We start from the raw sequence: 14117 nt of genomic DNA on the forward strand, positions 1-14117 counted from the left end.
CGCATATATCGTACGGCGATATTGTGTTGCCGGCCGAGCACGCGGAGGTGGTGAACAGACGTCGAGCCCTTCCGCGGCACTCCGCGTACTGATAGCTAGAGGTGGGGGTTTCTGAGTCATGACGGAAGCCTCACCCTTGGCCCGGATGGCGTGCCAATCGCCGTCCGGGCGTCGTCCCTTAGGGAACGACGCGCTCAGCGCCGGTCGATGGCGTGCAGAGCGAGCAGTTTCATCCGGTCCGGGTCGCGCTCGCCGGCGGCGGCCGCCTTCAAAATCCTCAGCACGAGTTTCGGCCGCATCTCCTCGCCGCTGCGGGACACCACATTCATCATCTGCAGCTCATGCCAGGCTGCGGCATACGCCTCGAACATCGAGGCAAGCGTTGCCGCATCGTACGGCGCGTCGGCGAACAAGTCCGCCGCGTTTCCCGTGCTCGTCTCGTCGCTCATCGCTATCCACCTGCGCGGGATCATGCTCAAAAATGCGTCAGATCCCGCGAGGACAGACGCTTACGACGAATTTACATTGGCGGAACCGCCGGGACCGAGTGATATGTCACGTTCGAGATGCGAGCCGGGTTGTAGGGATGCGCCAGGCCCAACAGGAACAGCACCGCAATCATCACGATCAGGAAGACCACGGTAATCGCCAAATCGGCATCGGGTCTGTCGTCATGACGAGGCATGCGTTCCTCCTCCGCATGAGGCGTGCCCCATCCCCGATATCGTATCGTTCAACGATATAGTTCAAGACCCTGACGGATCTCTATGGCAAAAATTCGTAAGGCGCCCGGCAGTGCACGCACCGCAGCAAAGCTCAAGAGAGTCGCCGCCGGCCTGCCAAAGGCAAACTACGTAGCGCTATCCGACTTCCGGTTCGCTCTCAGAAGGTTCCTCGCCTTTAGCGAATCCGCGGCCAAGCAAGCCGGCCTCACGCCGCAGCAGCACCAAGCCCTACTGACCATCAAAGGCGCGCAAGACGCCGAGAGTGTCAGCATCCGCCTGCTCGCGGAGCGGCTGTTGATCAATCACAACACCGCGGTCGAACTCGTCGACCGGCTTGTCGCCGCGGGGCTTGTCGAGCGTTCGCGCGATGCGGAGGATCGCCGCCGGGCGCGGCTCGAGCTTACCGCCATCGCCGAACGGCGCCTGCAGTCGCTCTCCGCGGCGCATCTCAAGGAGCTACAGACCGTGCGGCCGGCTCTGATGAACCTGCTGAAGCAGTTGGATTGAGCGTCGCTCGCAGCCGGAGCCCCTACTTCTCGGCGCCATCCTGCGCCTTCTCGGGCGGCAATCCGAGCTTGCCTTCCAGCGCTTTGATCTCTTCGCGCAGCTTCTCTGCCTGCTGGTTGCGGCGGACCATCTGCATCTGGATCTTGCCGATGGCCATCGCCAGGTTGGTGCGCGAGGTTGAATCCTCGGTGCCGCCGGTCTCGTACTGCTTGTCGAAGATCCGCTGCTGATCGGCCTTGTTTTCCTCGCTCAGCTGCCGCAGCCGCTCGCGCGCCTGGGCGAGCGCGACGATGTTGCCCGTCTGCTCGGTGTCGGACTTCTTCTTCACCTCGTCCTCGAGCGTGCGCAGCCGGCTCTGCATCTCGGGATCGCCACTGTCGGTCGTAGAGCGACTGGCGGCGGCGGCCGCTGTCTGCTTGAAGAAGAACTCGCCGGTCAGCGCCGAGTGATCCCACGGCACCTGCTTGCCGCCCGTCGCCGCGAGCACGTCCTTGCGCACGTCGATCATGACCGACGTCAAGTTGTGATTGGATTCCTTGATGTACTTCGACAGTGCCGCGGTGAAGGGAGAGTTGCGCCCCGCGCCGTCGACGGCGACGTTCCCCGGCTGCGTCGAATAGGCGATGAACGTGCCGACGCCGGTCTCCGCCTGCGCGAGACCCTTGCCGATGCTCGCCGAGCGCGTCCCCATCGAGCGCGCCAGATTGCCGGAAAACGGGTTGTCGCGGCAGGCGTCGAGGAAGACGATGTTGGTCTTGTCGGCGCGGCCGAGCTCCATCTGCTTCAGGATGAAATCGAGGCTCACCGCGTCGAAGTCGAGCTCGCGCTCGCTTTGCAGCTTGGCGTCGACCGGAATTAGAAAATTGCGGCCGCCGACCTGCAGTCCATGACCCGCGTAGAAGAGGACGGCGACGTCGGCCGTTTCGAGCAGCTGCGTGAAGCTGCGAATGCGCGAGTCGAAGTCGCGCTTGTCGACGTCGACGCCGAGGACGACATCGAAGCCCGAGGCCTTCAGCGCCGCTGCGATGTCGTTGGCGTCGTTGACGGGGTTGGGAAGCGGCGACACTTCCTTGTAGGTCGAGTTGCCGACGACGAGCGCCACTCGTTTTTCGGCAGCCGCCGGCAGGACGAGCAGAACACAGGAGGCGATGAGGGCAAGCAGGATGCGGTCACAGGACATGGTGTCAGCGTCTCTCGTCGATGAACTCAGCGCCGCCTGCAATACCGGGGCGGCGCGCACCAGTCATCACCGGAGCATGACAACTTTGCGGCTTGCCGATGCGGGACTTTGCTGACCGACGCCCGTTCCCGGCGCCGATGCGCGTGACCGGCGTTTATATAAAATGATGTTATTTCAATAAGTTATTGCTGCGCCAAACATTCGAGCACACCTGCGCCGAAGCCGAACGCGTGTATCCTTAGGAACATCGCGGTCGATCGCGTGTGCCCATAGTGGGCGGCTTGAAGTCAAAAAAGAAGGCTTTCAGGCACCTCAGATGACCCACGTTGCTGCTTCCGTTTTCCAGCGCATTCGTCGCTGCGGTTTCATTGCGCTCTCTTTCTTTCTCGTCGCCAGCCCCTCCTTCGCCGAGGGTCCCATCGTCCAGCGCGGCGACGCGGCGGTAACCGGCTTCTCCGGCGCCAAGGCGCTGCCGAACGTGCCCGACGGCGTTTCGCCGACCGACATGACATTCATCGACACCGGCGGCGCGGTGCTGCGGGTCTTCGATCTGACGCGCCTGGGCGGACCGCCGAACGGCGCCCTCGTCAACGCGCCCTCCACCTTCGAAGTCAACGCAGGCCAGATCGGCCAGGTATTCGGCGTGGCGCTCGACAGCGAGACGGCCAACCGCTCGCCCAACGTATACGTGAGCGCGACCTCGCTGTTCGGATTGCAGATCATCGCCAAGGACGGACGACGGCTGGTCAATGGCGAGCGGGGCGCCCGCTGGATGCCCGGTCAGTTCGGCACGCTGGCAGGCGGCGGACCCGGCTCAATATGGAAGATCGACGGCCGCACGGGCAAAGCCTCGCTGTTCGCCAACCTCTCATTCGATGACAAAGACAACGCCGGTCCCGGCCTTGGCGCCATCGCCTACGACAACGCATCGGAGCAACTGTTCGTCACCGACCTCGAGTTCGGTCTCATCCACCGGCTGGGGCTCGACGGTAGCGTGCGCGGCAGCTTCGACCACGGCGCATCCGGCCGCCCCAACGCCGATCTCGAGCCGATTGCCTACGACGCGGCGCGCCGCATGGGCATCGAGCGTCCCGAGTTCAACGTGGAGGAACCATCGACGTGGGGCTTCGCGGATGCGCGGCGCCGCGTGTTCGCTGTCACCGTCGAGGACGGCCGCGTCTACTATTCCGTCGCCAAGCCGGCACAGGTTTGGTCGGTCGGCCTCACCGCCGACGGAGGCTTCGCCGACGACGCACGCATCGAGTTCAACGTCGAGGACATGCCGGGCGACAACTTCGTCTCCGAAATTCTGTTCGACGGCCCAGGTCAACTCTTCCTGTCGCAGCGCGGCGGCCTGACCGGCAGCTACGACTATTCGATATTTGCCAAGCTCGAGAAGCCCGTCGTGCGCCGCTACATGTGGAGTGACAGCGATAAGAAGTGGTCGGAGGAGGTCGGCGAGTTCGCCGTCGGCTTCAAGACGCCGCATCGTTCGACGCTCGGCGGCATCGCCTTCAACTACGGCTACTTCGACGACGGCAAGATCGACTACGGCAAGTGCCGCGCCACGCTGTGGACCACCGGCGAGCACCTGCGCGAAAGCGACGACAAGAAGCGCGACTTGAAGGGCGGCGCCCGCATCGTGCACGGCCTGCAGGCCACCGAAAAAGGCAACATCCGGCCGCTCAACGCGCCGCCGCTCGAAACCTGGTTCGTCGACAATGACGGCCGGTTCGACGACGCCGATCTCTACAGCCGCATCGGCGACATCGCGATCTACGATCCTTGCGACACCCCGACGGTGGCCGAGCCCGCGCCGCCGGTGAGCCCCGAGCCCGTGCCGCAGCCGCAAGCCGGCATCTGGATCAAGAAGATTTGTCTGCCCGCGCCGTTCGGCGGTCCGATCCACTGCATCATCACGGTGACCAACAGCAGCGTGGCCGTGCCCGACGCGCCGGTCACCATCTGGGACGCCGCGAGCATCTTGTCCGGTCCGGGCGAGGGCTTCCCCGTGACGATCTCCAACGTGGCGCCCGACATCCCGCAATGGCTGTGCTCAGCCGTGCCGACAAACAATCTGTCGTGTACCCTTCCGCCGGATCTGCTGCCGCCGGGCATGAGCCACTTCATCGACGTGACAGTCGACACCGCGCCGCTGCTCGCCGGCGGCAACCACGGCTTCCGCAACTGCGCGGTGCTTGGGGCGCCCTGGCACGGCCAGGCGTGCGCCGAGGGCGGAACGCAGCTCACCATCGTCAAGACCGCCCCGGCGGCCTGCGCGCTCGGCGGCGACTGCACATTCGGTATCACCATCACCAACACCGGCTCCTTGCCGTTCAGCGGTGACGTCGTCCTGAGCGACAGCATGTTCATGGGCGGTGGCGTGGCGCTGCCGGCGCCTATCGCCATCGCGCCCCCGTTCGGCTGCGCGCCTGCACCAGCCGCCGTGCCGTTCTCGTGCACGGCGCCGCTCAACCTTGCAGCGGGCGCGTCACATGCCTTCTCGATCACGGCAACGATGCCGGCCGGGCCGCTGCCTGGGTATTGGGCGCACAACTGCGTCGCCATCTCGGCTCCGGGCGTCCCGCCGCCGGGACTGCCTCCGGCCATCCCCGGCGACGGCAACGTAAGCTGCGCCTGGGTACCGGTCGGTGCGCCGCTGCCGCTCAACAACTTGCGCCTTTCGAAGGAGGCGCTGCACGCCGGCAAGTGCTTCAAGGCGCCGGGCAACACCATTCTCTGCGACTACGAGATCAGCGTGACCAACGACGGCCCCTCGCCGTACTCCGGCATGCTGTCGCTCGACGAAAAGGTGCCGGCCGCCGCGACTTTGACCGTGGCCGACGCCAACTGGGGTTGCGCCGGTGGTCCGCCGACTTACGCGTGCAACACGCTCGCGCCGGTCGACATCGCCGTCGCCGCCTCACTCAAGTTGCCGCTGCGGGTGTCGATCCCGCTGGCGCCGCTGGAAGCGGCCGGCTGCTCGCTGCCCAATACGGCGTCGATCACAGCGCCCGCAGGCGGCAGTGCGGCGAACTTCAATGCGGCCGACGACAGCGACACGGCCACAGCCGATGCCTTCCTGAGCTGGGTCGATATCTTCGGCGTGCTGCAGGTCACCTGCGATCCGACCAACCTCAAGACCACCAAGGTCAGCAAGGGCGACTGTGTCGTGGCCGGCGGCGGTAACCATCGCTGCGACTACACCGTCACCGTCGCCAACACTGGACCCGACCCCTATCACGGCCCGCTGAAGGTGAACGAGGAACTGGGCTTCGCGCCGACTTCGGTGTCGTTCTCGGCTCCCTGGGGCTGCGCCGGCGGCGGATCGAGCTTCCAGTGCACCAATCCGCACGTCGACATGGAGAAGGGCGACAGCGTCGAGCTCAAGGTCAGCGTCGACGTGCCGGACGATGGACAGTGCGACCTGATCAACCGCGCCACCACCGTCTTCCCGGTGCCTGGCACGCGTTACAACAACGGACTTGGTGACGACTTCGCCACGGCCATCGCCAAGATCCCGTCGAAGCGGTGCGAGAAGCCGCAGCGTCCGCAGTGCGACCCGGCACCGAACGAGATGCGTTCGGAAAGCGGCGCCTGCGTGTGCAAGACCGGCTTCATTCGCGGCTCGGGTCGCCAGTGCGTCGGCATCGTCGAGCCCGATCTCTGCCCCGACGGCAGGCCGATGCCGAAGAACGGCCGCTGCCTGAAGGACGAGCCGCCGCTCTGCGAGCCCGGTCCGAACGAGGTGCGCGGCGACGGCAAGTGCGTCTGCAAGCGCGGCTACGACCGCGACAATACCGGCCGCTGCGTGAAGGACGAGCCGCCGCTCTGCGAGCCGGGTCCGAACGAGGTGCGCGACGACGGCAAGTGCGTCTGCAAGCGCGGCTACGACCGCGACAAGAACGGCCGCTGCGTGAAGGACGAGCCGCCGCTCTGCGAGCCGGGTCCGAACGAGGTGCGCGACGACGGCAAGTGCGTCTGCAAGCGCGGCTACGACCGCGACAAGAACGGCCGCTGCCTGAAGGACGAGCCACCGCTCTGCGAGCCCGGTCCGAACGAAGTGCGCGACGACGGCAAGTGCGTCTGCAAGCCCGGCTACGACCGCGACAAGAACGGCCGCTGCCTGAAGGACGAGGTGCCGCTCTGCGAGCCCGGTCCGAACGAGGTGCGCGACGACGGCAAGTGCGTCTGCAAGCGCGGCTTCGAGCGTGACAAGAACGGCCGCTGCATCACCGGCGGCTCGGACCCAGCCGAGGAGTGCCGCAAGAAGGGTTGGCTGTGGACCGGCAAGCGTTGCGTCGAGCCGCCGAAGCCGTGCCCGAAGGGAATGGTCGGCACGGCGCCGAACTGCAAGGCGATCGAGACGCCACGCTGCCCGACCGGCTTCACCGGCACGCCGCCGAACTGCAAGCCGATCCCCAAGCCGAAGTGCCCGACCGGCATGGTCGGGACACCGCCCAACTGTCGGTCCATCGTGAAGCCGAAATGCCCGAGCGGCACGTCCGGGACGTTCCCGAACTGCAAGAGTGTCGTCCCGCGGTTGAACAAGAATGTCGTCCCGCGGCTGAAGGAGTCGCAGGCGCCACCCGTGGTGATCAAGAACTTCAAAGCGCCGCGGAAGCAGAGCAACTAGACGCGCAGGCCGGGAGCTTCCTGGCCTGTGCGCTCCACGTACTCCGTATAGCCGCCGCCGTAGGCGTGGATGCCGTCGGGCGTCAACTCCAGCACGCGGTTCGACAGCGCGGCGAGGAAGCGACGGTCGTGCGAGACGAACAGCATGGCACCCTCGTACTGCGCCAGCGCCGTGATCAGCATCTCTTTCGTCGCCATGTCGAGATGGTTCGTCGGCTCGTCGAGCACCAGGAAGTTCGGCGGGTCATAGAGCATCAGCGCCATGACGAGGCGCGCCTTCTCGCCGCCCGACAGCACGCGGCAGCGCTTTTCCACGTCGTCGCCCGAGAAGCCGAAGCAGCCGGCGAGCGAGCGCAGCGAACCCTGGCTCGCCTGCGGGAATGAATCTTCCAACGTTTGGAACACTGTCCGCTCGCCCTTGAGCAGGTCCATCGCGTGCTGGGCGAAGTAGCCCATCTTGACGCTGCCGCCGACCGACACGCTGCCGGCATCCGGCTCTGCCGCACCGGCGACGAGCTTCAACAGCGTCGACTTGCCCGCGCCATTGATACCCATGACGCACCAGCGCTCACGCCGGCGCACCTGGAAGTCGAGCCCGTCATAGATGCGGCGGCTGCCGTAGCCCTTGCGGACGCTCTTGAGGCTGACGACATCCTCGCCCGAGCGCGGCGCCGGGGCAAACTCGAACGTCACCGTCTGCCGGCGCTTGGGCGGCTCGACGCGTTCGATCTTGTCGATCTGCTTGACGCGGCTCTGCACTTGCGCGGCGTGCGAGGCGCGCGCCTTGAAGCGCTCGATGAAGCGCATCTCCTTGGCGAGCATCGCCTGCTGGCGGTCGAACTGCGCCTGCTGCTGGCGCTCGTTGAGCGCGCGCTGCTGCTCGTAGAATTCGAGATCACCGGTGTAGGTCGTCAGCGCGCCGCCGTCGATCTCGACGACCTTGCGGACGACGCGGTTCATGAACTCGCGGTCGTGCGAGGTCATCAGCAGCACGCCCTCGTAGCCCTTGAGGAACTCTTCCAGCCAGATCAGGCTTTCGAGGTCGAGGTGGTTGCTCGGCTCGTCGAGCAGCATGGCGTCGGGGCGCATGAGCAGAACGCGGGCGAGCGCCACGCGCATCTTCCAGCCGCCCGACAGCGCCCCGACGTCGCCGTCCATCATCTCCTGCGTGAAGCTGAGGCCGGCGAGCACCTCGCGGGCACGGCCCTCCAGCGCGTAGCCATCGAGCGACTCGAAGCGCGCCTGCACCTCGCCATAGCGCTCGATGATCTCATCCATCTCGTCGGCGCGTTCAGGGTCCTGCATGGCGGCCTCGAGCGCCTTCAGCTCGGCGCCCACCTCGCTCACCGGTCCCGCTCCGTTCATCACCTCGGCGACGGCGCTGTGGCCCGACATCTCACCGACGTCCTGGCTGAAGTAGCCGATGGTCACGCCGCGATCGACGGCGACCGTGCCCTCGTCCGGCTGCTCCTCGCCGATGATCATGCGGAAGAGCGTGGTCTTGCCGGCGCCGTTCGGGCCGACCAGGCCGACCTTCTCGCCGCGGTTGAGCGTGGCCCCCGCCTCGATGAAGACGATCTGGTGGCCGTTCTGCTTGCCGATGTTGTCAAGACGGATCATGTGACCGATGTCTGGAGCAAATGTCTCCCCGGCCTCCGGCTTGGAAGCGATGCGCGGGGGTGTTGAGGAGGAGTTGGCTGGGCTGCTGCCCTTCTTGGACGCGACTTAGGTCAGCATCGGGCGCGATGTCAATTTCCGCGCCCTCGTGGTGCCGCCGACATGGCGCCCACAACGTCACTTTCATTCTCCAACTTAAGACGCGCAAACGCCGATCTATTTTCAGCGGAAAACCGCGCATATGGAGTTGCGTAGTTGCCGGCCCGCCACATTGAGAGTCGCAAAATAAGAACCGGCGATGCGCCGTACTTCCACGGGCAGTTTTTTTCGTCCAATCTGCCTCCATATTGTGAGTAAAAAAAATGCGTGCGTCCTTGCTGAAGCCCTTAGTTGCGGCTGTCATTTTATTGTTTTTGACGTCGTGCAGCGGTGAGGATCCACTCACGAGCGGCATCGGCACCGAGCTATTCGTCCAAGACACGATTGCTCGCGCCGAATTGCAGGATGAATACTTCGGCTGGATGTGCCGGCGCGCCGGACTTATTGGCCCGCGGCCAGCCGGAATGTCCTATTATTGCGACTATAACAGGATGCACGCAGCAGGATGGCGAAGCGCCGTCCTTGCCTCGCTCAACGATATAGACGATCGCTGCGAAGCCTATTTGTCGACGCTCGATAAGGCGAAACGCAACCGCGCCTCTTTCCTCGCCGAGTTGAGAAGCGCCACGAGCACGGCGGGCATCATTCTAAGCACGACCGGGGTCGGCCCTACGGCCATTGGCATCATCGAGGCCGCGTTCGGGCTCGCGGAGAGCTCGCTCGACAACTACTACTCCCGCCTGATCCTCGAGGTGGAGGAAGGCACCGTACAGAACCTCGTATTGAAGCGGCAGACGGCGTACCGCACGCTCCTGCAAGACCAGTACATGATCTACATCAGGAGCAAGCCAGCCGCCTTCTATGCCGTGCGCGGCTACTTGCGCATCTGCCTGCCGTCGACCATCGAAGCGCGCATCAACTCGACCCTCGACAGCATAGTCTACCTAAATGAGGGCCGACCGGTCAGGACTTCCGGCGCGCACTACTACACGAAAGGAGGCGGCTACCTGGACCCCGTGATGTCGGGCGCCACGCCAACGGTTGATCCAGACCTCGAAAGTTTGCGGGCGCTCGTGCAATGAAGCGGAAATGGAACCTCCTGGCGGCACCGGGCGATGGCTCCACAGGGAGGTTCGCCACCGCCGTACGAATGCTCGTCGTCGCCAGCACGGTCATCATGTCGGGCTGCAGTCAAAACGAGCTGCTGCTGACCGGCATCGGCGAGACGGTCTACTCGCCCGAGGCGGAAGCCCGCGCCGAGACGCCCGACAAGTATTTCGGCGCCATGTGCCTGGCAGCGCCAGAGCTCTACTACCTTGATACGGCGGGCCAGCCGCACTGTCACCCGGACCTCACGCCGTACCAATGGAAGATGGTGCTGTTCGCCTCGCTGAACGACGTCGACGAGCGCTGTGATGCCTACCTTGGCTCACTGGATCGCGCGCGGCGGGATCAGGCCTACTTTACGCGCAAGCTCCAAGACACGACGAGCACCACCAAGGTCGTCATGGGGTTCGCCGAGGCGGGCGCCACGGCAATGACCGTCGTCGAGAGCATGTTCGGCTTCTCCCAATCGACGCTGAACAACTATTACTCCCGCCGCATCCTCGATACCGGCAAGAAGTCGGTCGAGGAACTCGTCAGCAAGCTGCAGAACGCCTATCGGGAAGAGCTTTTCGCCCGACTAAAGAACCGGTCGATCGACCGTAGCGTTGGCGTCTACTACGCGGTGCGCGGATATATCCGGCTGTGTCTGCCGGCGACCATCGAGGCCGAGATCAACTCGACCATCGTCAGCGTGAAATACGTTGTGGGAGAGCGCGTCGCTGTGCCCGACCGCAGCCCAGTGCTCGCCAGCCTCGACGCGATACCGCTGATACCCGGCTCGAGCGGTGGCGACGGTGGCTCCGGCGGGAACGGCGGTCACGGCGGCCAAGATCCCTCCCAGCCAACCACTCCGAGGCCAATACCGAGCGAGAAGATCATCGGTCCCCATCCGGCATCGACGACCGAGCAGGCGATGAGCTTGGCGAGAGGCAAGGAGATCCAGGCGGCGCTCTGCATCTCTCCGCAAGACGGCGACTTCGGCGGAGCCGATGAAACCAAGCCGACCCGAATTCAGATTTCGTGGTACTATCAGGGAATAAACCGTGGGAAACACTCTTATATAGAGCAGGATGCCGACTCCACGGCCATTTCCAGTCTGGGCACGTGCTTCACCAATCCGCGGCGGTATCTCAATGCCTTCGAGCGTGCCAGATTTGGCTCGACTCCCGGCAAAAAGACTCTCCACAAGAGACTTCAAGTGTGGTTTGACAAAAACAAGACCAATCCGCAGATCGATCCTATATTCGCCGGCGCGGCATTCGGACAGAAAGAAGAGATCGACGAGCAGACGCGGGCCGCCATTAAGCTGGCCCAGAAACTCAACGGCACGACCGAAACGGGGGCGATGACGCCTGAATTCTTCGACTTACTGAAAGTTGATTAGCCGTATTCGACGTCGTTTTTATTCGCCGTTCAATGGGTGCCGATATGCCCCAGACTCAGATGTTCCAGATATTTGGCGGACCGAGGCTTCTTGAATTGGCCGGCTCTGGCGCAGTCCTCCTCGAGGAAATTCCGGACGGCGCGCGTGCCGTCCGCGAGGCGGAATCAGGCGAGTGGTCGAACGTCAAGCTGACCGAGCTTCCGGACCAGCCGCGCGGCTTTGTGCGGACGATTTTTCTGACGCCCGCCGACGACCAGGCGCAAAATCCGTTCCCTAACCTCGGGCCCAACGTGTTCGTGCTGCACGTCAAGCGCCTGCGCGAGGACAAGCGCGGCGGTGCGCGCCGCACCGTGGGCACCTACGCAGCCTACTACAACGGAAGCAAGCTTGCCGGCGCCGAGGGCCACATGGTCGAGCCGCGCGGCCCGGGCGACAATACCCGCACGGGGCAGGCCGCCGACTTGCGTATCAAGGCAGGGACGTATCGCCTGCAGGTTCAAGGCCGCGCACACGGCACCACTAACACCAATTATCGGACGTTCGGCTACGAGCGCGATACGAGTTATCCGCGACCTGGGGTGCGCGTCAGGGACGCCGACACCTGGGTGCGGGAGGCGATCCTTTTTCATCCAGCCGGCGGCTTCAAATCGACCACGGGCTGCCTCAATGTCACCTCGGGCATTGCCGACGCCTCCGATGACATCAACCTGCAAGCCAGCGTCAATCGAACCATCGGCCTCATCGACCTCATGCGTGCTCATTTGGGCGAAGCAAGGATGCCAAAAGCAAACTCGGCGCTCATCGAGGACGCCTATCTCGTCGTCGATGGCGAGCCGCCCGCCAGCGGTAGGCGCAAGCTGTCGCCCTCCTGGTATACGGGACCGGTCGTGGCAACCGAGAAGCTCTCGCCCCTCGGCGGTGGGGCCAGCCTGCGCCATGACGCACCGGAGCGCATCGCGCCGACGCAGATCGAGCCCGACGAGGTCTACGATCTTGTGGTCGACGCTTCGCTGGAAGCGGCGAACTTCGGGGACGGCGGGCTATCCGTGTTAGAGACCATGGTCGAGCAGAACTACGACCGTTTGACGCGTATCGTCGGCGCCAACCAGCGAACGCTGTGGCATTTGTGGATCGTCTTCTGGGAAGCGGCGCAGGAGCTACCGAACTCTGAGGAGCGCGAAGCGCGCAGCCGCAGGCTCCTGGCGATCGCCGGGCGATTGAAGGCGGCCGGTGTTGATATCAACGGAGCGGCGAGCGACGTGCCGCCCATCGTGCTGGCAGCGCAGATGGACGCGGCGAAGGCGATAACGGTCCTGCACGAGCTCGGCGCCGACCTCAATCGAGTTGATCACTATGGGCGCAGCGCGTTGCATGTTGCGGCCATGCACGGAGCCGTCAACGCCTTTGCAGCCTTGCTCAAGCTCGGCGCCGATAAGACGCGCAACGTTGCCGCAACCAAAGCGGACGCAGCGGACAATCTAGTCGACGAGCTTCCCGCCGGCGCGACCGTAGCTGATGCCATTGGCACCGGCGAAGAGACCCTAACGTCGATGTCGGCACGAGGTAACTTCACAAGGATGCGGGAGCTATTGCAAGCGCGCTAGCCGGCACCAGCCGGCACGCATCGATCGAGTTCAAGACATACTGAGCGCATCGCGCACCGATGTTCACGGCGATTGTCAGAAGTGATTTTGCAACAGGAGGCCGCAGGATGTTGGCCCAAGCCGAAAGCGTCTTTCGCGTGTACGGCGCGCCACATTTGTACACGCAGATGAGCAGTTCATCGCCACCGGCACTCGCGGAGCCGATCGCGGATGGCACGCAGGTCAACATCCTGCAACGCCACGACAGCTGGTGCGAAGTAACACTCGTGGCGCCGGGGCGCCCCGAGAACGGACAGCGCGGCTTCGTGCGCACCATCTACATCAATGAAGAACCCGCGGCCCGCGAACCAGTCTTCGAGGAGAAGAACCCGCCAGGGCCACATCACATGACCGGTCTGATCCAGAGCATCCTCCACATAACAGCGGATTCGAAGTTCGGAACCTCCACGACTACAGCGGTACGAAGGTTTCAGCAGAGCAAGGGGCTTCCGCAAACCGGCAAGGTCGACCGGGCGACGGGCGAGGCGCTCGGTCTCACCAACTGGATGAACGGCAAGGATCGTGTGCTCGCAGCACCGTTCAGTGAAACTAGCCAGACCGCATGGCACTTCAAATCGCTGACCAAAGACGGGTTCTTCAGCCACTGGCCCGACGCCCCGCGTGTACTTTCCAATCCGCTGACGGCAAGGGCGTTGAGGACCAACAATCCAGGTGCGATCAATCGGGCATCGTGGCGCAAGTCATTCCCAGGCTTTGTCGGAAACACGCATTCCGACGGCTCAGACGACGATAACGTAACCATGGTCTTTTCGTCGCCGGAGTATGGCGTCGCCGCGTGGCGCTTCTGGTTCTGGAGGAACGTTCCGAACAAAATCTCCGCAACGGTCGCCCAGATCGTGGAGTTTTATCGCGGCGGTGGCCCCCCCGCCGAGCCGTATCTCAGAGACTACTACAAGTACAGCAATGGCCTCCTCGACCGGAATACAGTCGTGCAATTCAACGACAACGAGCAGATGTTCCTCCTCGCACGCTCCGTCTTCTCACACGAGGCCAGCTACTGGTTCCCTCTAAGTGACGAGCAATTCAGGACGGGCATCAGGATCGGTATGGAGCACATCGAAAGAGAGAAGAACGAGAGCATGCGCGAGCGCATCACGCGCAACGCCTATGAGTTCGGCGTCTCGGCTGCCGATGCAATGGCCGACTTCTTGCCCCGCTGAGCCACCGGGCTTAGTCGCGCGCCTGTGGGGACGGAATGT

10 protein-coding genes are annotated in these 14117 nt (G+C 64.1%); 6 read left to right on the top strand and 4 right to left on the bottom strand.

Translation table 11 applies throughout. From position 1 onward, the window contains the following. Positions 1 to 194: 194 nt before the first annotated feature. Both GIW81_RS09430 and GIW81_RS09435 read right to left on the bottom strand, forming a co-directional pair. Positions 195 to 449, bottom strand: coding sequence for a hypothetical protein (locus GIW81_RS09430; RefSeq protein ID WP_154738962.1), 255 nt, complete (start codon positions 447 to 449; stop codon positions 195 to 197). A gap of 71 nt (positions 450 to 520) precedes the next feature. After that, entirely contained in the window at positions 521 to 685 is a 165-nt protein-coding gene (locus GIW81_RS09435; RefSeq protein ID WP_154738963.1) for a hypothetical protein, read from the bottom strand. Positions 686 to 767: 82 nt separating this feature from the next. Here GIW81_RS09435 and GIW81_RS09440 point away from each other — a divergent pair, with 82 nt between their 5' ends. Beyond that, positions 768 to 1232, top strand: a complete 465-nt coding sequence (locus GIW81_RS09440) for a MarR family winged helix-turn-helix transcriptional regulator (RefSeq protein WP_154738964.1) — start codon at positions 768 to 770, stop codon at positions 1230 to 1232. A gap of 22 nt (positions 1233 to 1254) precedes the next feature. Here GIW81_RS09440 and GIW81_RS09445 read toward each other — a convergent pair whose 3' ends face one another. Further along, a complete protein-coding gene (locus tag GIW81_RS09445; protein WP_154738965.1) occupies positions 1255 to 2412 on the bottom strand; it encodes a caspase family protein in 1158 nt (385 codons plus the stop codon). A gap of 316 nt (positions 2413 to 2728) precedes the next feature. Here GIW81_RS09445 and GIW81_RS09450 point away from each other — a divergent pair, with 316 nt between their 5' ends. After that, entirely contained in the window at positions 2729 to 7048 is a 4320-nt protein-coding gene (locus tag GIW81_RS09450; protein ID WP_154738966.1) for a hypothetical protein, read from the top strand. On the opposite strand, the gene GIW81_RS09455 is transcribed toward GIW81_RS09450, so the two are convergent. Further along, entirely contained in the window at positions 7045 to 8667 is a 1623-nt protein-coding gene (locus GIW81_RS09455) for an ABC-F family ATP-binding cassette domain-containing protein (RefSeq protein WP_154738967.1), read from the bottom strand. The two genes, GIW81_RS09450 and GIW81_RS09455, sit on opposite strands and share 4 nt — an antisense overlap. A gap of 587 nt (positions 8668 to 9254) precedes the next feature. On the opposite strand from GIW81_RS09455, the gene GIW81_RS09460 reads away from it, so the two are divergent. The 4 genes from GIW81_RS09460 to GIW81_RS09475 all read left to right on the top strand — a co-directional run bounded on the left by GIW81_RS09460 (position 9255) and on the right by GIW81_RS09475 (position 14078). Further along, a complete protein-coding gene (locus GIW81_RS09460; protein ID WP_154738968.1) occupies positions 9255 to 9845 on the top strand; it encodes a hypothetical protein in 591 nt (196 codons plus the stop codon). A gap of 68 nt (positions 9846 to 9913) precedes the next feature. Further along, positions 9914 to 11254, top strand: a complete 1341-nt coding sequence (locus GIW81_RS09465; protein ID WP_210251920.1) for a hypothetical protein — start codon at positions 9914 to 9916, stop codon at positions 11252 to 11254. 95 nt (positions 11255 to 11349) lie between these two features. After that, positions 11350 to 12858: an ankyrin repeat domain-containing protein gene (locus tag GIW81_RS09470; protein WP_210251921.1), complete on the top strand. Its 1509-nt coding sequence runs from the start codon at positions 11350 to 11352 to the stop codon at positions 12856 to 12858. Between the two features lie 107 nt (positions 12859 to 12965). Further along, positions 12966 to 14078: a peptidoglycan-binding domain-containing protein gene (locus tag GIW81_RS09475; RefSeq protein ID WP_210251922.1), complete on the top strand. Its 1113-nt coding sequence runs from the start codon at positions 12966 to 12968 to the stop codon at positions 14076 to 14078. The last annotated feature ends 39 nt before the right edge of the window (positions 14079 to 14117 follow it).

Origin of the sequence: Hyphomicrobium album (assembly GCF_009708035.1) — a bacterium.
Lineage (GTDB): Bacteria > Pseudomonadota > Alphaproteobacteria > Rhizobiales > Hyphomicrobiaceae > Hyphomicrobium_A > Hyphomicrobium_A album.

Excerpts from the sequence above, each read along its gene's own strand:
- GIW81_RS09445 (WP_154738965.1), bottom strand. The coding sequence starts at position 2,412 with ATGTCCTGTGACCGCATCCTGCTTGCCCTCATCGCCTCCTGTGTTCTG.
- GIW81_RS09465 (WP_210251920.1), top strand. The coding sequence starts at position 9,914 with ATGCTCGTCGTCGCCAGCACGGTCATCATGTCGGGCTGCAGTCAAAAC.
- GIW81_RS09460 (WP_154738968.1), top strand. The coding sequence starts at position 9,255 with ATGCACGCAGCAGGATGGCGAAGCGCCGTCCTTGCCTCGCTCAACGAT.
- GIW81_RS09440 (WP_154738964.1), top strand. The coding sequence starts at position 768 with ATGGCAAAAATTCGTAAGGCGCCCGGCAGTGCACGCACCGCAGCAAAG.
- GIW81_RS09435 (WP_154738963.1), bottom strand. The coding sequence starts at position 685 with ATGCCTCGTCATGACGACAGACCCGATGCCGATTTGGCGATTACCGTG.
- GIW81_RS09430 (WP_154738962.1), bottom strand. The coding sequence starts at position 449 with ATGAGCGACGAGACGAGCACGGGAAACGCGGCGGACTTGTTCGCCGAC.
- GIW81_RS09475 (WP_210251922.1), top strand. The coding sequence starts at position 12,966 with ATGTTGGCCCAAGCCGAAAGCGTCTTTCGCGTGTACGGCGCGCCACAT.
- GIW81_RS09455 (WP_154738967.1), bottom strand. The coding sequence starts at position 8,667 with ATGATCCGTCTTGACAACATCGGCAAGCAGAACGGCCACCAGATCGTC.
- GIW81_RS09450 (WP_154738966.1), top strand. The coding sequence starts at position 2,729 with ATGACCCACGTTGCTGCTTCCGTTTTCCAGCGCATTCGTCGCTGCGGT.